The sequence below is a fragment of the Ruegeria sp. EL01 genome, assembly GCF_900313035.1.
Taxonomy (GTDB): domain Bacteria; phylum Pseudomonadota; class Alphaproteobacteria; order Rhodobacterales; family Rhodobacteraceae; genus Ruegeria.
This window is the reverse complement of the sequence record NZ_OMPS01000023.1, coordinates 1-19,370: the sequence shown is the minus strand read 5'-3', so window position 1 is coordinate 19,370 and position 19,370 is coordinate 1. Positions and strand designations below refer to the sequence as shown.

16 protein-coding genes are annotated in these 19,370 nt (G+C 57.3%); 9 read left to right on the top strand and 7 right to left on the bottom strand.

Annotated elements, in window-relative coordinates; all coding sequences use genetic code 11:
* On the top strand, positions 1-204 hold a 204-nt coding region (locus D9K61_RS27305), incomplete at its 5' end, for a hypothetical protein (protein WP_216825786.1).
* A gap of 143 nt (positions 205-347) precedes the next feature.
* On the top strand, positions 348-1,274 hold the full coding sequence (locus tag D9K61_RS11060; protein WP_120633315.1) for a DMT family transporter: 927 nt from the start codon (positions 348-350) through the stop codon (positions 1,272-1,274).
* A 124-nt stretch (positions 1,275-1,398) separates the two neighbouring features.
* Here D9K61_RS11060 and D9K61_RS11055 read toward each other — a convergent pair whose 3' ends face one another.
* The 4 genes from D9K61_RS11055 to D9K61_RS11040 form a co-directional block, all read right to left on the bottom strand.
* Entirely contained in the window at positions 1,399-1,686 is a 288-nt protein-coding gene (locus tag D9K61_RS11055; protein ID WP_039533371.1) for an HU family DNA-binding protein, read from the bottom strand.
* 130 nt (positions 1,687-1,816) lie between these two features.
* Positions 1,817-3,280, bottom strand: a complete 1,464-nt coding sequence (locus tag D9K61_RS11050; RefSeq protein WP_120633314.1) for an AMP nucleosidase — start codon at positions 3,278-3,280, stop codon at positions 1,817-1,819.
* Positions 3,277-5,079: an adenine deaminase gene (ade, locus tag D9K61_RS11045; protein ID WP_120633313.1), complete on the bottom strand. Its 1,803-nt coding sequence runs from the start codon at positions 5,077-5,079 to the stop codon at positions 3,277-3,279. The genes D9K61_RS11050 and ade overlap by 4 nt, the downstream gene beginning before the upstream one ends.
* Before the next feature lie 173 nt (positions 5,080-5,252).
* Positions 5,253-6,140, bottom strand: coding sequence for a LysR family transcriptional regulator (locus D9K61_RS11040; protein WP_120633312.1), 888 nt, complete (start codon positions 6,138-6,140; stop codon positions 5,253-5,255).
* 114 nt (positions 6,141-6,254) lie between these two features.
* Between D9K61_RS11040 and D9K61_RS11035 the strand changes: the two genes are divergently transcribed.
* Both D9K61_RS11035 and D9K61_RS11030 read left to right on the top strand, forming a co-directional pair.
* Positions 6,255-7,010, top strand: a complete 756-nt coding sequence (locus D9K61_RS11035; RefSeq protein WP_120633311.1) for a class II aldolase and adducin N-terminal domain-containing protein — start codon at positions 6,255-6,257, stop codon at positions 7,008-7,010.
* Between the two features lie 21 nt (positions 7,011-7,031).
* Entirely contained in the window at positions 7,032-8,021 is a 990-nt protein-coding gene (locus tag D9K61_RS11030) for a sterol desaturase family protein (RefSeq protein WP_120633310.1), read from the top strand.
* Here the strand turns inward: D9K61_RS11030 and D9K61_RS11025 are convergent.
* Entirely contained in the window at positions 8,018-8,959 is a 942-nt protein-coding gene (locus tag D9K61_RS11025; RefSeq protein ID WP_120633309.1) for a GlxA family transcriptional regulator, read from the bottom strand. The two genes, D9K61_RS11030 and D9K61_RS11025, sit on opposite strands and share 4 nt — an antisense overlap.
* 77 nt (positions 8,960-9,036) lie before the next feature.
* Here D9K61_RS11025 and D9K61_RS11020 point away from each other — a divergent pair, with 77 nt between their 5' ends.
* From D9K61_RS11020 to D9K61_RS11010, 3 genes are read left to right on the top strand one after another with little or no spacing between them, the layout of a single operon-like run.
* The gene (locus D9K61_RS11020; protein WP_120633308.1) at positions 9,037-10,197 is read left to right on the top strand and encodes an acyl-CoA dehydrogenase family protein; all 1,161 of its coding nucleotides are present in this window, start codon (positions 9,037-9,039) and stop codon (positions 10,195-10,197) included.
* Positions 10,197-12,209, top strand: coding sequence for an acetate--CoA ligase family protein (locus tag D9K61_RS11015; RefSeq protein WP_120633307.1), 2,013 nt, complete (start codon positions 10,197-10,199; stop codon positions 12,207-12,209). The genes D9K61_RS11020 and D9K61_RS11015 overlap by 1 nt, the downstream gene beginning before the upstream one ends.
* Entirely contained in the window at positions 12,206-12,985 is a 780-nt protein-coding gene (locus D9K61_RS11010) for a carnitinyl-CoA dehydratase (protein WP_120633306.1), read from the top strand. The genes D9K61_RS11015 and D9K61_RS11010 overlap by 4 nt, the downstream gene beginning before the upstream one ends.
* Here D9K61_RS11010 and D9K61_RS11005 read toward each other — a convergent pair.
* Positions 12,982-13,614 carry a class I SAM-dependent methyltransferase gene (locus tag D9K61_RS11005; RefSeq protein ID WP_120633305.1) on the bottom strand — a complete coding sequence of 211 codons (633 nt, stop codon included), beginning with the start codon at positions 13,612-13,614 and terminating at the stop codon, positions 12,982-12,984. The genes D9K61_RS11010 and D9K61_RS11005 overlap by 4 nt on opposite strands.
* An 88-nt stretch (positions 13,615-13,702) precedes the next feature.
* Here D9K61_RS11005 and D9K61_RS11000 point away from each other — a divergent pair, with 88 nt between their 5' ends.
* Positions 13,703-14,548 (top strand): SDR family oxidoreductase, encoded by an 846-nt coding sequence (locus D9K61_RS11000; protein ID WP_120633317.1) that lies wholly within the window; start codon positions 13,703-13,705, stop codon positions 14,546-14,548.
* An 11-nt stretch (positions 14,549-14,559) separates the two neighbouring features.
* Here D9K61_RS11000 and D9K61_RS10995 read toward each other — a convergent pair whose 3' ends face one another.
* Positions 14,560-16,179 (bottom strand): GMC family oxidoreductase, encoded by a 1,620-nt coding sequence (locus tag D9K61_RS10995; protein ID WP_120633304.1) that lies wholly within the window; start codon positions 16,177-16,179, stop codon positions 14,560-14,562.
* Positions 16,180-16,617: 438 nt separating this feature from the next.
* On the opposite strand from D9K61_RS10995, the gene katG reads away from it, so the two are divergent.
* Positions 16,618-18,822, top strand: coding sequence for a catalase/peroxidase HPI (katG, locus tag D9K61_RS10990; protein ID WP_120633316.1), 2,205 nt, complete (start codon positions 16,618-16,620; stop codon positions 18,820-18,822).
* Positions 18,823-19,370: the final 548 nt, after the last annotated feature.

Below are 19,370 nucleotides of genomic sequence, written 5' to 3'. Positions count from 1 at the left end.
CACCTGGTTCCACCATCAGCAGGCACCGGACCAGTCGTTGCGGCCACTCCACCGAAACCCACGTTGCAGCAGGCCAATGGCAACAGCAAAATGACGATCCCGCGGCATGGGCCCAGAAAGATCAGCTGGCCGGCACGGATCGGTGTCGTCAGCCTCAAGCGTCATGGCATCCGCCAACCAAGCCTCGAGCCACTATCCCCATAGCAGCGAAAGCCGCCCGCGCTTTCCTCCTTGTCAGATTTATCGCCGCTGCAGCTCACGCTGACAGCAGCCACAAACCTTAGACTTTGCTGCCGTTCGTTTAGTTTGACGATGCCAACCATAGTGTTGAGTGATAATCATCAGAGATGGACAAACTAACCTCAGCCAAGCGGAACGCCACAACCTATGCCCTTGCAGTTGCCGGTGTGCTTTTTGCATCCATCTGTTTTGGCTTTGTACCGTACTTTAGCCGTGGGCTCACCGATCAAGGTCTCGCTCCATACGCGGTTGCTTTTTATCGGTACATATTGGCTGCGATTATCCTGTTGCCAGCACTCCTAATGCATCACTCAAAATGGCGGGAAATCGTCTGGGGTATGGTTGCAGGAGCAGTAATGGGGCTTGGCTGGGTAGGCTATGTCACCGCGCTGGAGACAGTTCCTGCATCGACGGTTGGCGTTCTCTATATGACTTACCCAGTGTTCACGATTATCATCGCGTGGGCGCTTTTTGGCGATCAACCGACGCGGCGCAGCCTTGTTGCGGCTGGATTGATTGTTATTGCTGCGATAATTGCAGGGTCTCCGACATCTGTGCCTCCAGACCAAATTCCAACGCTGCTCGTCTCATTGGCGGCACCTTTTGGATTTGGCTTTGGCATATGTGTTCTCGTGCACCGCCTGTCGCGCATTGCCCCTTTGGCCAGAATAGCGTCAGTCTCGCTTGGATCGGTCATTGGTCTTGCGCCCCTCATTCTCTCATCCGAGGTCGGCGAAGTCCTACCAAAAGGTGGGAACGACTGGTTTCTAATTGTCGGAATCGGCCTTGTGACGGCGCTTATTCCACAGCTGATTTACACTGTTTGTTCACCAGTCATCGGCGCGACGCGCACTGCTGTCATTGGCAGCATTGAACTGCCAACAATGTTTGCCGTTGGCGTTCTTGCCTTCGGTGAAGTTATCACGGGTGCACAAGCGATCGCCTGCGCACTGGTTTTGGGTGCGATAGCTCTTACTCAAAGTCGCGTAACACGAGCCGTTTCGACCGTGATCAGCAAGGAGCCAGAGAGGTGACTAAGGGCTCAAAGCGGACCAACACGATAGATAGGCTACGCAATTCGCCCGCACTTTTTCTAACATCCAAACGAAAAAGGGTCACCCGAAGGCGACCCTCAATCGTTTCTCATGAAAGCTGAAATCAGCCGTTCACGCTGTCCTTCAGAGCTTTCGCAATGGTCATCTTGACCACTTTGTCCGCTTCCTTCTTGAACTGTTCGCCTGTGGCGGGGTTGCGTACCATGCGCTCGGGGCGTTCGCGGCAGTAGATTTTGCCGACGCCGGGCAGAGTCACTGCACCACCGGCCGAAACTTCGCGGGTGATCAGGCCGGTCATGGCCTCCAACGCTGCGTTCGCAGCTTTCTTGTCGGTTCCCATTTCCTCAGCGAGAGCAGCCACCAGCTGAGTCTTAGTCATAGGCTTTGCCATTTCTTGGTCTCCTTAACGTGCCCGATAAATAGGGCCTCACCGCGTAACTGTAACGGTATATTGTGGGCGAACACAACGAATAGTAGCGACAAAAGCCCTAAAAATATGGGGGATTCGTTGCTTTTTTGCGTCAGAGGAAGGCGGTTTCGTCGAAAGACCGCAATTTCCGGCTGTGCAAACGCTCTAACGGCATGCCGCGCAGGTGTTCCATCGCCCGTATTCCAATGGCCAGATGGCGGCTGACCTGGGTTGTATAGAAGGACGACGCCATGCCTGGCAACTTCAATTCGCCATGCAGCGGCTTGTCTGACACGCAGAGCAAAGTGCCATAAGGAACCCGGAACCGATAACCATTGGCGGCGATCGTTGCGCTTTCCATATCCAGCGCAATCGCCCGCGATTGGCTGAGGCGTTGCACCGGGCCGGATTGATCACGCAATTCCCAGTTGCGATTGTCAACGGAAGCCACAGTGCCTGTGCGCATGATCCGCTTGAGCTCATACCCTTCCAGTTCGGTGACCTCGGCCACCGCGTGCTCCAATGCCACCTGAACCTCGGCCAGCGGCGGGATCGGAACCCAGACCGGCAGGTCATCATCCAGAACCTTGTCTTCGCGCAGATACGCATGCGCGAGAACGAAATCGCCCAAGGCCTGGGTGTTGCGCAGCCCGGCGCAATGCCCGACCATCAACCAGGCGTGCGGTCGCAATACCGCGATATGGTCCGTGGCGGTTTTTGCATTGGACGGGCCAACACCGATATTGACCAGCGTGATCCCCGACCCATCCGCGCGTTTCAGATGATAGGTTGGCATCTGCGGCAGTTTCAGCGGTTGTTCCAGGGTTGCATCCGGTTCAGTAATCTCGACATTTCCGGTCGAGACAAAGCTGGTATAGCCGCTATCTGGGTCGGCCAGCTGTTCCCGCGCATAGTTTTCGAATTCCGAGACGTAGAACTGGTAGTTTGTAAACAGAACGTGGTTCTGGAAATGGCTTGGATCTGTCGCGGTGTAGTGAGACAATCGCGCAAGGGAATAGTCGACCCGTTGCGCTGTGAACAGCGCCAGCGGACCGGCACCATCGTCATTCTCGTGGACCCCGTTGACGATGTCGTCATTGGTGGTGTTCAGGTCCGGAACATCAAAGACATCGCGCAATGTGAACCCTGCCGGACCTTGGTTCAGCGCCGCCAGATCGGTGTTGTTCGCAACCGCAAAATGCAGCGGAATGGGTGTTTTCGACAAGCCAACGGTGACGGGTTGATCATGGTTCTTGATCAGCAGAGCAATTTGCTGTGTCAGATAGGCCCGAAACAGATCAGGCCGGGTTATCGTAATCGCATGCGTGCCGGGTTCGGAAACGTGACCGAAGCTAAGCCGGCTGTCGACCTGCGCGTAAGAGGATGTCTTGATCCGTAGTTCGGGGTAGTAGGCGCGATACCGCTCGGACGGTGCGCCTTCGGTCATCGCTTTTGAGAAGCTCTCGCACAGGAACTCGGTCGCCTTGGAATACAGCTCTTCCAGTCGCGCGACGGCGGCCACAGGATCTGTGAAACTGTCGGGGCTAAGGGCTTCATGTGTTATTATTGTTGTCATGCCAGTGGTTCCAGAAGTTCAATTTTTTCAAACGTACGCACATCCACTAGCCCGAGGTCTGAGATCCGCAATTCGGGGATCACAACCAAAGCCAGCAGGGAATGCTGCATATATGCGTTGTTGAGGCTGCAGCCACAGGCTTGCATCGCCTCGACCATTTTTTCTGCCTTTGCGGCAACCTCATCGGCGGGGCTATCCGACATCAAGCCAGCTATCGGCAGCTCGACCAGCGCTTGTTCCTGACCATCGCGGAAAATGGTGATGCCGCCACCCACCTCGGCCAGCCGGTTCGCCGCCAGCGCCATCTGTTCGCGGTCGGTTCCCACGACAATCATATGGTGGCTGTCATGCGCCACGGTCGAGGCCATGGCCATCTTACCCTCATACCCGAACCCCGAGACAAAGGCATTGGTGACCCCCCCGGTCGCCTGATGGCGTTCCACCAGTGCAATCTGGCAGACCCCGTCTTCGCCTTCGACCAACCCGCCGATAATGGGCAGCTCGGCCTTCAAAGCTTTGGTGGGGGCCTGATTTTCGACGACGCCAATCACATTGGCCTGCACCCGGTTCGCGCCAGCGGGCGCGGCGATCTCAAAGTCGGTTTCGGTCAGCGCGTGACCCAAATGCACAGTGTTGCGGGCCGTGTCCGGCCAGTTCAGATGAGGGCAATCTACCGTGATCGCGCCATCCTCGGCCACAACCTGACCGCGCGCGATGACCATTTCGACGGGCAGCTCGGTTAGATCGGAACTCAGGATCACATCCGCACGACGGCCGGGCGTGACTGAGCCGATCTCGCGCTCCAGCCCGAAGTGAGTGGCCGTATTGATCGTCGCCATCTGCAGGGCAATCAGCGGATCGCACCCGCAGGCAATCGCATGGCGCACCACGCGGTTCATATGCCCGTCATTGACCAGAGTGCCTGAGTGGCAATCATCTGTGCACAAGATGAAGTTTCGCGGATCCAAACCCTTTTCTGTCACCGCTGTGATCTGACTTTCCACATCATACCAGGCCGAGCCCAGCCGCATCATCGACCGCATCCCTTGACGCACCCGCGCGATTGCATCTGCCTCACAAGTACCTTCGTGATCATCGGCGGGGCCGCCTGCAACATAAGCGGCAAAACCAGACCCTAAATCAGGGGATGCATAGTGTCCGCCGACTGTCTTTCCTGCCCGCTGGGTGGCGGCAATCTCTGCCAGCATCTTCGGGTCGCCATGGATCACCCCGGGGAAATTCATCATCTCGCCCAGCCCGATGATCCCAGGCCAGGACATCGCTTCAGTCACATCCTCGGGCGTGATTTCATATCCTGTGGTTTCCAGCCCGGGCGCAGACGGTGCGCAGGATGGCATCTGCGTGAAGATATTGACCGGCTGCATCATCGCTTCGTCATGCATCATGCGGACACCGTCCAGACCCAACACATTGGCGATCTCATGCGGGTCGGTAAACATCGACGTTGTGCCATGTGGTATGACCGCCGCAGCAAACTCCGCAGGTGTCAGCAAACCGGATTCGATATGCATATGCGCATCGCACAGGCCAGGCAGGATATAAAGCCCTTGCGCGTCGATGATCTGTGTATCCGGTCCGGTGCAATGGTCGGCATCGGGGCCCACAAAGGCGATGCGCCCCTCTGCAATCGCGACAGAGTGGTCGGGCAACAGCTCCCGACTGTGAACATTCACCCAAATGCCGCCGCGAATTACCATATCCGCAGCCTCGCGTCCGGCTGCAACTGCGATCAAACGAGGGGCGACATCGGGCCAACTTGGGAAAGGCGTGTATTCCATGGCCCAACTTTCCTGAATGTGCGGTCAGGTGCAACCCCGGTATTTTCATATCATCAAATCATCACAAACCTTTGGCACAGCCCTGCGAGGCTGGCACATCCGCAGCGCGCGAGCGCTGCTTGGCCCAACCAGAAGAGATGTCCCAAGGGGCATTGATGAGGGGCGGGAGACCGTCATGGGTGCTTTTGAACAATCCTGTCCAATTCTATTTCGCGTCGTACCCAATTTGCAAAGGCAACCGCACCAGGTGTTTCTTCGGCCTGGGGGGACAAGAGCAGGTAATACGCCTCGGGCATGGGCGCGCGATGTTCAAATGGGGCGACCAGCAAGCCCTGATCGACCAGGTGACGCGCGATGGTATCATGGGCAAGGCATAGGCCACCTCCGGCCATGGCGACAGATAGGCAAACCAGATAGGTTGTCGCGTAGGTTATCGGCGGATTCTCCCACACTAGACCCTGTTCTTCGGCCCAACTGGACCAATTTGACAATAGGTTAGAACAGTCGAACATGGGTTGCTGGTGCAAATTGTCCAATGAGACCTCAAAGCCAGGCGCGCAGACTGGGTAATAGTGCTCGGTGCGTAGCAACTCAACTCGCACGGTGTCGGCTGGCCGTAGAGAGAACCGGATTTCGACGGCTGCACCGTCGGCCATTTCGCGCGGCTCCCATAGCTCGGTAAAGATGTTGAGCCGCACGTCCGGATATTCGATCCGAAAGGCAGGCAGGCGTGGGGCCAACCAGTTTACCGCGAAGCTGATGTTGCACTGCACTTGAACGGCATCCTGTTGCGCGCCAGTTATGGCCTGTGTTCCCCGCACCAGTGTCCGGAACGCCTCGCGCACCACAGGCAGATAGGTGATGCCCGCCTCTGTCAGCTCAAGTGCCTTTGGTCGCCGCAAGAACAAGGGTTGCCCAAGATGGCCTTCCAGGGACTTGATCTGCTGGCTGACGGCGCTCTGTGTCATGTTCAGATCACGGGCCGCGCCGGTAAAGGACAGGTTCCGTGCGGCGGCCTCGAACGTGCGCAGCCAACCCAAGGGCGGAAGTGGTTTCTGCATCGGTATAACCTCAACATAAGCTCAGCTAATGGCATAGCCGCGATTTTTTCGTTGGTCAAACCCGTCGACTGGAGGCACGGTTTTGGGAACACCAGTCACCAAAGGAGTCCCGCCATGAGTGTCGCCAGCCTGCGTCCCAATATCAATCATTGGTCCGAGCGCGTGGATTTGGCGGCCGCCTTTCGCTGGACTGAACGGCTGAACATGCATGAGGGCGTGGCCAATCATTTCAGCCTTGCGGTGAATGACGATGGTACCCAGTTCCTGATGAACCCCAACCAGATGCATTTCGCACGTATCCGGGCCTCTGACTTGTTGTTTCTTGATGCGAAAGACCCCGACGTCATGACCCAACCAGGCGCGCCGGATCCGACCGCCTGGGGGTTACATGGTTCTATCCATCGCCATTGCAGCCATGCGCGCTGCGTTATGCATGTGCATTCGATTTTCGCGACCGTGCTGGCTTCGCTGGCCGATAGCACCCTGCCACCAATCGATCAGAACACCGCGACCTTTTACAACCGCTATGTTGTTGACAATGAATTCGGCGGGTTGGCTTTTGAAAGCGAAGGCGAACGCTGCGCCTCAATGCTCTCCGATCCGATGAAAAAGGTCATGATCATGGGCAATCACGGGGTTCTGATTATTGGCAGTGACCCTGCAGATGCCTTTAACAGACTCTATTATTTCGAACGAGCCGCCGAAACATACATCCGTGCGCTGCAAACGGGCCAGCCGTTGCGCGTGCTGCCGAATGCGATCGCCGAGAAGACAGCACAAGAACTGGATGATTACCCCGATCAGGCCGAGGCGCATCTGCGAGAGATCAAGGCGATGCTCGATGTCGAAGGATCGGATTACGCAACCTGACCACGCTACAGAGTGACTGCCATGACCGACGCCGCTCCGGATCCCGAAGCCGCCCGCTGGAACTACCGTCCTGAAGGACCGGTGAGTTTGAACCCGCTGTTCAAGTGGCCACCACGCCCTGCGTCTGTGCTGAAGTGGTACAGCGGCGCATGGCTGCAGATCACGGCCTTGACGCTGTGCATGGTGTTGGCCGTGACAGCCTATCTGCTATTTTTCCCCGGATTAGAGTCGATGCAGAGCTTTGCACCTGGTTGGATGTTTCGCATCTGGTTGCTGAACATGGTGCCACAGATCTTAGTCGCAGGTGGCCTGCATTGGTGGCTGTACATGCGCAAAGGTCAGGGCAAGTACAAAAAATTCGATCGCCGAGATCTGACCCGCGACAATGGCACCTTCACCTTCCGCAATCAGGTTCTGGACAATATCTGGTGGACGCTGGGCAGCGCGATGACTGTGGCAACCGTCTATCAGTGGGTGATCTATTGGGCGATGGCCAACGGTTATGTCCCAACCATCACTTGGGCCAGCGCACCTGTTTGGTTTGTGATCTGGATGATATTCATCCCTATGTGGTCGGGGCTGCATTTCTATTGGGTCCACCGGTTAGAGCATCACCCCAAGCTCTACAAACATGTCCACGCGGTGCATCACCGCAACGTTAATACCGGTCCGTGGTCAGGGATTTCGAACCACTGGTTCGAGAATTTCCTCTACTTCACGACATATTTCATCCACCTGATCGTGCCGTCACATCCGTTGCACCTGCTGTTTCACGCGTCTTTCCAGCAGGTCAGCCCGGTTCTGTCCCATTCAGGGTTCGAAAAGCTGCGCGCCGGAGACACGGATGCAGCACGTGCAGGGGATTTCTTTCACCAGCTGCATCATCGGTATTTCGAGTGCAATTACGGCACATCCGAGATCCCGTTCGACAAGTGGTTCGGAACCTATCATGACGGCTCGGCCGAGGCGACAACTCGAACACGGGCCTACAAAAGGCAGATGTATACTTAGCGCGCCCGCAAGGTGCGTGGCGTAACCCCGAATTCTGCTTTGAAGGCACGGGTCAACGCGCTGGGGTCATCATACCCGGCGCGCAGGGCAACCTCTCCGACTGTCAGGTCCGTTTCGTTCACCAGTTTGCGGGCCAGATTCAGCCTGAGACGGCGGTAGACCTGGGCCGGGCCAGCACCCAACTCTGCCTGCATTCGTATGGACAGGGCTTTTTGCGAGCGGCCAACCCTTTTAGCGATTTCGGAGACTGGCAAGGGCGCTTCCAGATGCTCCTGCATCAGGGCCAGCGCTTTGTTGACGTACCCGGTGGTCGCACCCGCCCCGCCCGAATGCGAGCGTGCGGAGTCCCGCGTCATGAACAGTTGTGCTACCTCCAGGGCCAACGCCTGCCCCTGATCCCGCCCAATCAAATGCAGCACCAGATCAAACGCCGCCATCGCGCCGGAACAGGTGATGCGGTCGTGGTCGACAACGTATCGCTCACGGACAGCATCCACTTCGGGGAAGCGTTCGGTGAACCCTGTAAGTTCCTCCCAGTGAATGGTTGCGCGGTAGCCGTCCAGCAGGCCTGCGAGCGCAAGCAGCCAACTGCCTGTGTCCAGCCCAACGAGCGTATCGAAACGTTCAGCCGCCGCTCTCAACCCAGCAAGAGTTTGCCAACCGCTGTGCGTGCGAAAGCCATAAGACGGCATCACCATCAGCATGTTACCGTCGGAGGTTTGAAGCGTTCCATGCGGAGCGACTTGCAGACCCGAGGATGACGTCACAGGCCCAGCAGCCAAAGACAGAAACTTCCAATCATACAAACGGCGCCCTGACAGCATGTTAGCTGCGCGCAACGGCTCGACCGTGTTGGCAAGACAATGGTTCGAAAACCCGTCGAACAACAGCACACCGATTTGCCGCGGCGCAGAGTGAGATTTTTTCCATTTCTGCATGATGAATGTCTATTCCAGCATGCTACTCGGTTCAATGCCAGTCACGATATGGGCACGCCCAGATGTGGAGAATTCAGATGCAATATGGCTTGTCCGAAGAACAGGAGATGATCGCTTCGACCGTTCGCAGTTTTGTCGAAAACGAGATCTACCCGCATGAGGAACTGGTCGAACGCACTGGCGAAGTGCCGCAAGACATCGCGGATGAGATCAAGCGCAAGACCATCGAGCTGGGCTTTTACGCCTGCAATTTTCCCGAAAGCGTTGGTTGTGCCGGCCTGAACCATCTGGAATTCGCTCTGGTCGAGCGGGAATTGGGACGCGGCTCGATGGCGTTGAACCATTTCTTTGGGCGCCCTCAAAACATTCTGATGGCCTGCGAGGGCGATCAGGTCGAGCGGTATCTGATGCCTGCGGTGCGCGGGGAAAAGATGGACGCGCTGGCCATGACCGAGCCCGGCGCGGGATCCGATGTGCGCGGCATGAAATGCGCGGCGGTGCGAGATGGCGGTGATTGGGTGGTCAACGGGACCAAGCATTTCATCTCGGGTGCTGAACACGCGGATTTCATCATTGTCTTCATTGCGACAGGCGAAGATCAGACACCCAAAGGCCCGAAAAAGCGGATCACAGCGTTTCTGGTGGACCGTGGCACGCCTGGTTTCACAATCCGTGACGGGTACAAGTCGGTAAGCCACCGTGGCTATAAGAACATGGTGCTGGATTTCGACGATTGTCGCTTGTCGGATTCGCAGGTTCTGGGCGAAGTCGATGGCGGCTTCGATGTGATGAACACATGGTTGTATGCCACGCGTATTACCGTCGCGGCCATGTCGGTTGGTCGGGCCCGCCGCGCATTTGACTACGCGCTGGACTATGCCGCAACGCGCGAGCAGTTCGGCCAGAAGATCGGCAAGTTTCAGGGCGTATCTTTCCAGATCGCCGACATGATCACCGAAATCGATGCCGCAGACTTGCTGACGCTGGCAGCGGCTGATCGCTTGGACAAAGGGTTGCCGGCAAATCGTGAGATTGCTTCAGCCAAGCTTTATGCCTCAGAGGTGCTCGCGCGCGTGACAGATGCGGCCATTCAGGTCCACGGTGGCATGGGACTTATGGATGATTATCCGCTGGAGCGCTTCTGGCGCGATGCGCGGGTCGAGCGGATCTGGGACGGGACCAGCGAGATTCAACGCCACATCATCAGCCGCGACTTGCTGCGGGCGCTGGGTGCCTGATGGCGTTGAGGCGCATTCTGAATCCATCCTCGTTGGCCGTCATCGGCGGCGGCGCCTGGTGTGCCGAAGTGATTTCTCAGGCCCAAAAGTTCGGGTTTGACGGAGAAATCTGGCCGGTTCACCCCAGGGCCGAACAGGTCGGGGGTATTCGGGCGTTTGCAAGCATCGAAGATCTGCCTCGGGCCGCGGACGTGGCGTTTGTTGGAATAAACCGGTACGCAAGCGTTTCCGCAGTGTCTGCATTGTCCGCTGCGGGTGCAGGTGGGGCTGTTTGTTTTGCCTCAGGGTTTACTGAGGCACGCGCCGAGGATGATCAGGCTGCTGATCTTCAGGCGCAATTGATCGCGGCCGCTGGGGATATGCCCCTCCTTGGTCCCAATTGTTACGGGTTCATCAATGGCCTGACCCGGACTGCCGTTTGGCCCGATCAACATGGTATGAAACCAGTCGAACGTGGCGTTGCAATCCTGACGCAAAGCTCGAACATAGCCATCAACATGACCATGCAGCGCCGGGCGTTGCCACTGGCGTTTATGCTGACCTGCGGAAATCAGGCGCAGACACACCAGGCCGAGATTGCCTCGGCTCTGTTGGACGATGACCGGATCACCGCAATAGGCGTTCACATCGAAGGCTTTGGTGATCTACGGAAGTGGGAAGCCCTGGCCCAAAAGGCGCGCATCCGGGGGGTTCCCATCATCGCTTTGAAAATGGGACGCTCGGATCACGCGCAGGCGGCGACGATTTCGCATACGGCGTCACTGGCGGGTGGCGATGCCGGAGCGCAGGCTTTTCTGGACCGGTTGGGAATTGCGCGTCTGGACGACATCCCAAGCTTTCTGGAATGCCTGAAGTTGCTGCATGTCACCGGGCGACTGGAAGGAAATGGTTTGGGCATGATCAGCTGTTCGGGTGGCGAGGCGAGCCTGTCTGCGGATATGGCCGAAGGACGTGACCTGCATTTCCCACCTTTGACAGACAGCCAACATACCGCCTTGCGCGCGGCCCTTGGCCCAATGGTGGCATTGGCAAATCCATTGGACTACCACACCTATATCTGGCGTGACCCGGACGCGATGACCCGGGCGTGGTCAAGCCTGACGGGGCCGGACAAAGCCCTGACCATGACAATTGTCGACTACCCCCACACCGACCCAACAGATTGGGAATGTGCAACGCAAGCCGTGCTGAACTGTGTCGAACAAACGGGACGGCCTTTCGCCATGACCGCAACTTTGCCCGAGTTGATGCCGGAACCCGTTGCGCAGCGTTTGTTGGACGGCGGCGTTGTGCCCTTTGCCGGGCTTCACGAAGCGCTGTCCGCAATCGAGGCTGCAGCGCGACCGTTGCCAAACCCATCGGAACCGGTGCTGCTGCCAGCGGAGGCCTCAGTCGATCAGGTGCTGACAGAAGCAGAAGCCAAAGCGTCCTTGGCCGCATTTGGTCTGCCAGTGCCCCGCAGCGCTGTTGTGAGTGCTGAAGACGCGGGTCAGGCCGGATTGGATCTGAGCGGCCCCTTTGCGGTCAAAGGCGTGGGGCTCGCGCATAAATCAGAACATAATGCAGTGCGACTTGGCGTGCAGGCATCCGATCTGTTGGAAACAGCCCACGCAATTGGGACAGACGAGGTGCTGATCGAAGAAATGGCCGATGGTGCAGTTGCTGAACTTTTGGTGGGTGTCACCCGTGATCCGGCGCATGGGTTTGTTCTGACCCTTGGGGCTGGCGGTGTTCTCACCGAAATACTACGCGACACGGTGTCTGTGCTGATCCCGTCATCGCGGATGGCTGTTCAGGAGGCGATGAACCGCTTAACCTGTGCCCCCTTGCTTGTCGGGTATCGGGGCAAACCGGCGGCCGATATGGGCGCGATACTGGACGCTGTCGACGCTGTGCAGAAGTATGTGATTGCCAATGCGGCAACAGTCGAAGAAGTTGAAATCAACCCGCTGATCTGTACTGCCGATGGGGCGGTTGCAGTGGATGCTCTGATCCGAAAGGCAAGCTCATGACCCCGATCAAAACCCGCCGTGACGGTGCCATTCTGGAAGTGACACTGGACCGGCCAAAAGCCAACGCGATTGATCTGGTCACAAGCCGCGCCATGGGTGAAGTGTTCCGCGATTTCCGCGATGATCCGGATTTGCGCGTGGCCATCCTGACCGGTGCCGGAGAAAAGTTCTTTTGCCCCGGTTGGGATCTAAAAGCCGCGGCAGACGGGGATGCGGTCGATGGTGACTATGGCGTGGGCGGCTTTGGCGGATTGCAGGAATTGCGCCATATGAACAAACCGGTGATTGCGGCTGTGAACGGAATTGCCTGCGGTGGCGGGTTAGAACTGGCGTTGAGTGCGGATATGATTATCGCTGCCGATCATGCGACCTTCGCCCTACCCGAGATTCGATCCGGAACGGTGGCCGACGCCGCCAGTGTCAAGCTGCCCAAGCGCATCCCGTATCACATCGCGATGGAATTGCTGCTGACCGGCCGTTGGTTTGACGCGGACGAAGCGCATCGCTGGGGTCTTGTGAATGAGATCGTGCCAGCGGATCAGCTGATGGACCGAGCGTGGGAGCAAGCGCGCCTGTTGGCAAGCGGCCCACCTCTTGTTTATGCGGCCATCAAGGAAATCGTGCGCGAGGCGGAGGATGCGAAGTTCCAGGACATCATGAACCGCATCACGCGACGCCAGTTGGCCACCGTTGATGTGTTGTACGGGTCCGAGGATAATCTGGAAGGCGCTAAGGCCTTTGCCGAAAAACGCGACCCGGTCTGGAAGGGCCGCTAGATTCGCTCAAAAAGGGCAATAAAGGCGGTGTCATCTTTGTTGGCACCAGCGGCGAGGTCGCCATAGATGCGGGTTTTAGGAAGGGTCAGGTTTTGAATCCGATCTCGCTCAAGCGTGCGCAGGGCGTCTGCAAAACCGAATGTTTCGAAATGCCGGGCATTGATCGACAAGGCAAACTGCGCGCCGGGTCGTGCAACGCGCAACAGGGCTGGCAATACGTCCGGTCCCAGATGGCCATGGGTGAACGTGCCGGATGAGACGATGCCAGAATAACTCTCGCGCGGAACGGGGATACCAAGGTTCAGATCCGCCTCGATGGCATCACGGTAGATGTCTTTGCGCATCGCCATGTCCAGCATTTCCGAACTGATGTCCGTTGCATCAATGGGTCCGACACCCAACCCGGCCAGAACGACGCCGCACAGACCGGTACCTGCACCGACATCCAGAACCGGGCCCTGCCCCCCGGCACCGACAAAAGCGCGGGCGGTGTGAATATGCAGCTGATAGTCTTCGCGCGCTGCGAAGTCGGCGTCATAATCCCCAGCCCATTCACCATAGAGGCGCTTGTTGTCCTCAGGCGATTTTAGGGCATAGGCCGCATGCAGGTTGGGTGTTTTGTCGCTCATGGGTCAATCAAGGCGCATAGGAGGATTCGAATCAAGTGCGTCCATGCGGCGCTTGCATCCCTTTCGATGGCAGACCATCAAAGGACGTATGACAAACACGCTTTTTTCATTTGGACACGGGTATTCCGCTCAGGCCCTGTCCCGCACGCTGGCGCCGCAAGGGTGGCGCATATTGGGGACAACTCGGGATACCGAAGGCGCGGCAGCCATCCGCGCCTCAGGGGCCGAACCGTTGGTGTGGCCCGGAGAACAACCGGATCTGGACGGGGTGACACATCTGTTGATCTCGACAGCGCCAAACGAAGATGGAGACCCGGTTCTGGCCGCGCTGGGCGACGAGATCGCCAAGCGGGCCGGGCAATTCAAATGGGTTGGGTATCTGTCGACCACCGCCGTCTATGGGGATCACCAAGGCGATTGGGTGGATGAGACTACGCCGCCCACGCCAACGGCCAAGCGGGGCCAGTGGCGTATGCTGGCCGAAGAGCAATGGTCAGGCATCCCTGGCTTGCCCGTGCATATCTTTCGGCTTGCCGGCATCTATGGTCCGGGTCGCGGTCCGTTTTCCAAACTGAAACGTGGTGGGCTACGGCGCATCATCAAACCTGGGCAGGTGTTTTCGCGCATCCACGTGGCGGACATCGCGCAGGTCCTGGCGGCGTCGATGGTCGCGCCACATCCAGGCGCGATATACAACGTCTGCGATGATGAGCCCGTGCCGCCACAAGACGTGATCGGTTACGCCGCCGAGTTGCAAGGCCTGCCGCTGCCTCCAGCTGTTCCCTTTGATAAGGCAGACCTGACTCCCATGGCGCGCAGCTTTTACAATGAAAACAAACGTGTCCGGAACAATCGGATCAAAGACGAATTGGGCGTTCAGCTTCTGTTTCCCAACTACCGGGTTGGGCTAGAGGCCCTGATGGCGGAGTCGTAGGTTTGTAAGCCTCACTGAGCCGCCGCTTTGATCAGATCAGCAGCTTTTTCGGCGATCATAATCGTGGGCGCGTTGGTGTTGCCCGAGATCAGCGTTGGCATGACCGAGGCATCGACCACCCGCAGGCCTTTTATCCCGTGTACCCGCAGCTGCGGATCAACCACCGCCAAATCATCCACGCCCATTTTGCATGTGCCCACCGGGTGATAGATCGTGTCGGCGCGAGCGCGTATGTGGCTCTCCCAATCGGCATCTGTTTCGATCTTGTCGGTCCCGAACATCTCTTTGTGCCGGTATTTGGCCAGCGCTGGGGCTTCCAGAATATCGCGCATCATCTTGGCGCCTTTGATCAGCGTGTCCAGATCACGGTCATCAGACAAGTAACCGGGATCAATGGCGGGCGGAGCAAACCGGTCGGCGCTTTGCAAGCCAACGGTACCTCGGCTGTCGGGACGCAGTTTGCAGACATGACAGCTATACCCATAGCCGTAATGCAGCTTGCGAGCGTGATCATCAACGACGGCAATCGTGAAATGCAGCTGAATATCTGGCCGGTCCAGACTGGGTGAAGTTTTCAGAAACGCAGCCCCTTCGGCATAGGGTGTTGCCGCCAGTGACACACCTGTCTTTCTCCATCGCCACAGATGTCGCAGAAACCGCGTCGCGCCGACCGGGCCAATGCCGAACGTGTCCGTGTCTTTGGTTTTGTAGGCGAGGATGAAATCCAGATGGTCCTGCAGGTTCTTTCCAACGCCGGGCAGGGCATGACGAATGGCGATCCCATGCTGCTCAAGGTCCTCGGGCGCGCCGATTCCGGACAGTTGCAGCAATTGCGGCGACTTTAGCGCACCGGCACAGATCAGGACCTCGCGACTGGCCTCAACCGTGATGTCGCGGCCCTTGCCTTTCCTTTTGTAAACAACACCGGTGGCACGTTTATCCTCAAAGGTCAGTTCTTTGGCATGGGCATGGGTGATCACCGTCAGGTTGGGCCGATCCTTGATCGGAAGGAGGTAGGCTGCCGCCGCCGAACACCGTTCGCCATTCTTTGCCGGATCATGGAATTGGGTGACCTGATAAAGGCCCGCCCCTTCGTTGTCGCCACGATTAAAGTCTTCTCTGCGTCGGTGCTGTAACTGCTCGGCGGCTTCGATGAACGCGTGGGTGATCGGGCGCGGCTCTTTCTGGTTAGACACCTGCAACGGGCCATCGTCGCCATGCATGCCGTCTGCGCCAAGTTCATTGTTTTCGGACCGCTTGAAGTAGGGAAGCACACTGTCCCAATCCCAGCCTTCACACCCCAGATCGGCCCATCCGTCATAGTCCTGTTGCTGCCCGCGTATATAAAGCATCGCATTGATCGCGCTCGACCCGCCCAAGGCCTTGCCACGAGGCTGATACCCCTTACGGCCGTTCAGCCCGGGCTGCGGCACCGTCTCAAAAGCCCAGTTGTTGATTTTGGGCCGCCCAGGCAAGGCTGCAACAACGGCCGAGGGCATTCTGACCAAGATACTATTGCCACTGCCTCCGGCCTCAAGAAGACAGATGGTTTTGTCCGGGTCTTCGCTGAGACGATTGGCGAGAACGCAGCCTGCAGATCCGCCTCCAACGATCACGTAATCGAATTTCATCCTGATTTTCCTGCCAGATGGGGCCCGAGTTCGAGCTTTTTGATCGCGTTGGTGAAGCGTCAGGGAGATGGCACAACTGTTCCACGTCACGTTTCGACTGAACTGAACGTGACGGAATGGCGCGAAATTTCAATCACCGAGCCTGACTTGTGACCCAAGGTTATCTGAACCGATACCAAACAACGGTCGATTAGGAGTGCCCGCAATCAATAACTAAAAACTATGGAATTAATCTGAAAACAAAACTTATTTGCATGGCTTGGGTTTGCTATAGCTAACAGGAAGCAAGACTGCAGAGTCGCTGATGTCCGAAACGCCAAATTCAGGGCTTATTGCCCCGGATCTGGATTTCGCCAGCAGCAACATCTTCCTAAGATCTTGTGTAATACAGATTTGACCGCGCGAAGCAGCCGAACTTAGCCAGGAGTGGAGATCGATATGGACGGAAGTGACAACCCCAACACGGGCGGATGCCCGGTAATGCATGGTGCCGGGACCCGGTCAAACCGGGATTGGTGGCCAAATCAACTGAAGCTTTCGATATTGCATCAGCACGCGCCCGCATCGAACCCGATGGGTGAACAGTTCGACTATGCTGAAGAGTTCAAAAAGCTGGACCTTAAAGCGCTGAAAGAAGATCTGTATGCGCTGATGACTGATTCTCAGGATTGGTGGCCGGCGGACTATGGTCACTATGGCGGTCTGTTTATCCGTATGGCCTGGCACAGTGCTGGCACGTATCGCACCGCAGATGGTCGCGGTGGCGGCTCGACCGGGAACCAGCGGTTCGCACCTCTGAACAGCTGGCCGGACAATGGCAACCTGGACAAGGCGCGCCGGTTGCTGTGGCCAATCAAACAGAAATACGGCAACCAGATTTCCTGGGCCGATCTGATGATTCTGGCTGGCAACTGCGCCATTGAATCGATGGGTGGAAGAACATTTGGTTTCGCGGGCGGTCGTGCCGATATCTGGCAACCCGAAGAAGACATCTATTGGGGTACTGAAACCGAATGGTTGGCCCCGACTGATAACCCAAACAGCCGTTACTCCGGTGAACGCGACTTGGAAAACCCACTGGCCGCAGTTCAGATGGGCTTGATCTATGTGAACCCCGAAGGCCCGGATGGAGAGCCGAACATCTTGGCCTCGGGTCGTGATATCCGCGATACATTTGCCCGGATGGCAATGAATGACGAGGAAACTGTCGCTTTGGTCGCTGGTGGCCACACCTTTGGCAAAGCGCATGGTGCTGGCGATCCTGATCTGGTCGGTGCCGAGCCCGAAGCCGCCGCCATCGAAGAGATGGGCCTCGGTTGGATCAACAAGTTCGGCAGCGGCAAAGGTGATGACACCACCACCAGTGGGATCGAAGGCGCTTGGACCGCAAACCCGATCAGGTGGGACAATGGCTATTTCGACCTTCTTTTCGGCTATGACTGGAACCTGACTAAAAGCCCCTCGGGCGCGTGGATCTGGGAACCGGTTGGGGTCAAGGAAGAAGATATGGCCCCGGCGGCGCATGATCAGTCGAAAAAGGTCAAGACTATGATGACCACCGCTGACATGGCGATGCGCATGGATCCGATCTATGGCCCGATCTCAAAGCGGTTCCACGAGAATCCCGACCAACTGGCCGAAGCCTTTGCTCGCGCGTGGTTCAAGCTGACGCACCGGGATATGGGCCCACGTTCGCGGTACCTGGGATCGGAAGCCCCCAGCGAAGAACTGTTGTGGCAGGACAACGTCCCCGCTGTGGACCACGACCTGATCGATGATGCGGATATTGCCGCGCTGAAAGGGCAGATCGTGGCAACCGGCCTGTCGGTCTCGGATTTGGTGTCCACAGCTTGGGCCTCAGCTTCGACCTTCCGCGGCTCCGACATGCGTGGGGGTGCCAACGGTGCCCGGATTCGTCTTGCCCCGCAAAAAGACTGGGCTGTGAATGAGCCGTTGAAACTGTCCAAGGTCTTGGACGCGCTGGAAGGTGTGCAGAAGGCCTATGACGATGCGCAATCGGGCAACAAGAAGGTCTCGCTGGCCGATCTGATTGTACTGGCGGGCGCAGCGGCAATCGAACAGGCAGCCAAAGCCGGTGGCCAGGACGTGGAAGTTCCGTTCACCCCGGGGAGAACCGATGCATCGCAAGACCAAACGGATGTGGACTCAGTCGCCATGCTGGAGCCAGCCGCTGACGGATTCCGCAACTATCAGAAGACAGAATACACTGTGTCACCAGAAGAACTGCTGGTCGACAGGGCACAACTGCTATCCCTGTCTGCGCCTGAGATGACCGTTCTTGTTGGCGGTCTGCGTGTTCTGGGGGCGAACTGCGATGGCTCTCGCCATGGTGTATTCACAGATCGTGAAGGGACACTCAGCACGGACTTCTTCAAGAACCTGCTGGATATGGGCACGGAGTGGAAACCTTCCGATCAGGCAGGCGTCTATGAAGGGCATGATCGTGCCAGCGGTCAGGTGAAATGGACCGGCACACGGGTAGACCTGGTGTTTGGCTCCAACTCTCAACTGCGCGCTTTGGCCGAGGTCTATGGTCAGGGTGATGCAGAAGGCAAATTCGTCTGCGATTTCGTTTCTGCCTGGAACAAAGTTATGAACGCCGACCGGTTTGATCTGACCTGACACCTTACGGACCTATGACTCGAAGCCGCCCGGATCACTCCGGGCGGTATTCTTTTGCAGTATGCGGCGTCAATGAATCAGTGATTCAGGGCTGGTCACCAGATTTCAAACCCGAGAGGCCGTGTTCGTTAAGGCTCTCGAAGCTCGATTTAGCCAAATAATTAACCTAACTTATTGATATTATTAACTTCCGCTAATTTCCGTGCGGAAATGTAAAGTTTTTTCAAAATGGGGGTTGCAGGTCTCAGACCTAATCCGTAAATACCCCTTCACCGGCGCTACTGAGGTGGTGCTGACGGGTCGGAGAGACGGCCGGACGGGTTGGAGAGACAGCTGGACGCACTGGAGAGACGGTGGGCATCTGAGGTTATGATTTGGGCGGTTGCGCTGAGGGATTGGCGTTACGGTCTGATTTTGGGTCTTGGGTGTTTGTTCTTTGACATTGATGGATAACTGAAGAGATATGTGGGCGGTTTGGTTCGTTTTCGACGGATTGAATGTCTGTATATCGCGCTAGTAGGGTTTCGGCCCGATGATCTAGTGTCAGC

Bases quoted from the DNA above. Each gene is read 5' to 3' on its own strand.
- D9K61_RS11000 (WP_120633317.1), top strand. From the start codon at position 13,703: ATGACAAACACGCTTTTTTCATTTGGACACGGGTATTCCGCTCAGGCC.
- D9K61_RS11030 (WP_120633310.1), top strand. From the start codon at position 7,032: ATGACCGACGCCGCTCCGGATCCCGAAGCCGCCCGCTGGAACTACCGT.
- ade (WP_120633313.1), bottom strand. From the start codon at position 5,079: ATGGAATACACGCCTTTCCCAAGTTGGCCCGATGTCGCCCCTCGTTTG.
- D9K61_RS11040 (WP_120633312.1), bottom strand. From the start codon at position 6,140: ATGCAGAAACCACTTCCGCCCTTGGGTTGGCTGCGCACGTTCGAGGCC.
- D9K61_RS11050 (WP_120633314.1), bottom strand. From the start codon at position 3,280: ATGACAACAATAATAACACATGAAGCCCTTAGCCCCGACAGTTTCACA.
- D9K61_RS11035 (WP_120633311.1), top strand. From the start codon at position 6,255: ATGAGTGTCGCCAGCCTGCGTCCCAATATCAATCATTGGTCCGAGCGC.
- D9K61_RS11020 (WP_120633308.1), top strand. From the start codon at position 9,037: ATGCAATATGGCTTGTCCGAAGAACAGGAGATGATCGCTTCGACCGTT.
- D9K61_RS11060 (WP_120633315.1), top strand. From the start codon at position 348: ATGGACAAACTAACCTCAGCCAAGCGGAACGCCACAACCTATGCCCTT.
- D9K61_RS11015 (WP_120633307.1), top strand. From the start codon at position 10,197: ATGGCGTTGAGGCGCATTCTGAATCCATCCTCGTTGGCCGTCATCGGC.
- D9K61_RS11010 (WP_120633306.1), top strand. From the start codon at position 12,206: ATGACCCCGATCAAAACCCGCCGTGACGGTGCCATTCTGGAAGTGACA.
- D9K61_RS11005 (WP_120633305.1), bottom strand. From the start codon at position 13,614: ATGAGCGACAAAACACCCAACCTGCATGCGGCCTATGCCCTAAAATCG.
- katG (WP_120633316.1), top strand. From the start codon at position 16,618: ATGGACGGAAGTGACAACCCCAACACGGGCGGATGCCCGGTAATGCAT.
- D9K61_RS11025 (WP_120633309.1), bottom strand. From the start codon at position 8,959: ATGCAGAAATGGAAAAAATCTCACTCTGCGCCGCGGCAAATCGGTGTG.
- D9K61_RS10995 (WP_120633304.1), bottom strand. From the start codon at position 16,179: ATGAAATTCGATTACGTGATCGTTGGAGGCGGATCTGCAGGCTGCGTT.
- D9K61_RS11055 (WP_039533371.1), bottom strand. From the start codon at position 1,686: ATGGCAAAGCCTATGACTAAGACTCAGCTGGTGGCTGCTCTCGCTGAG.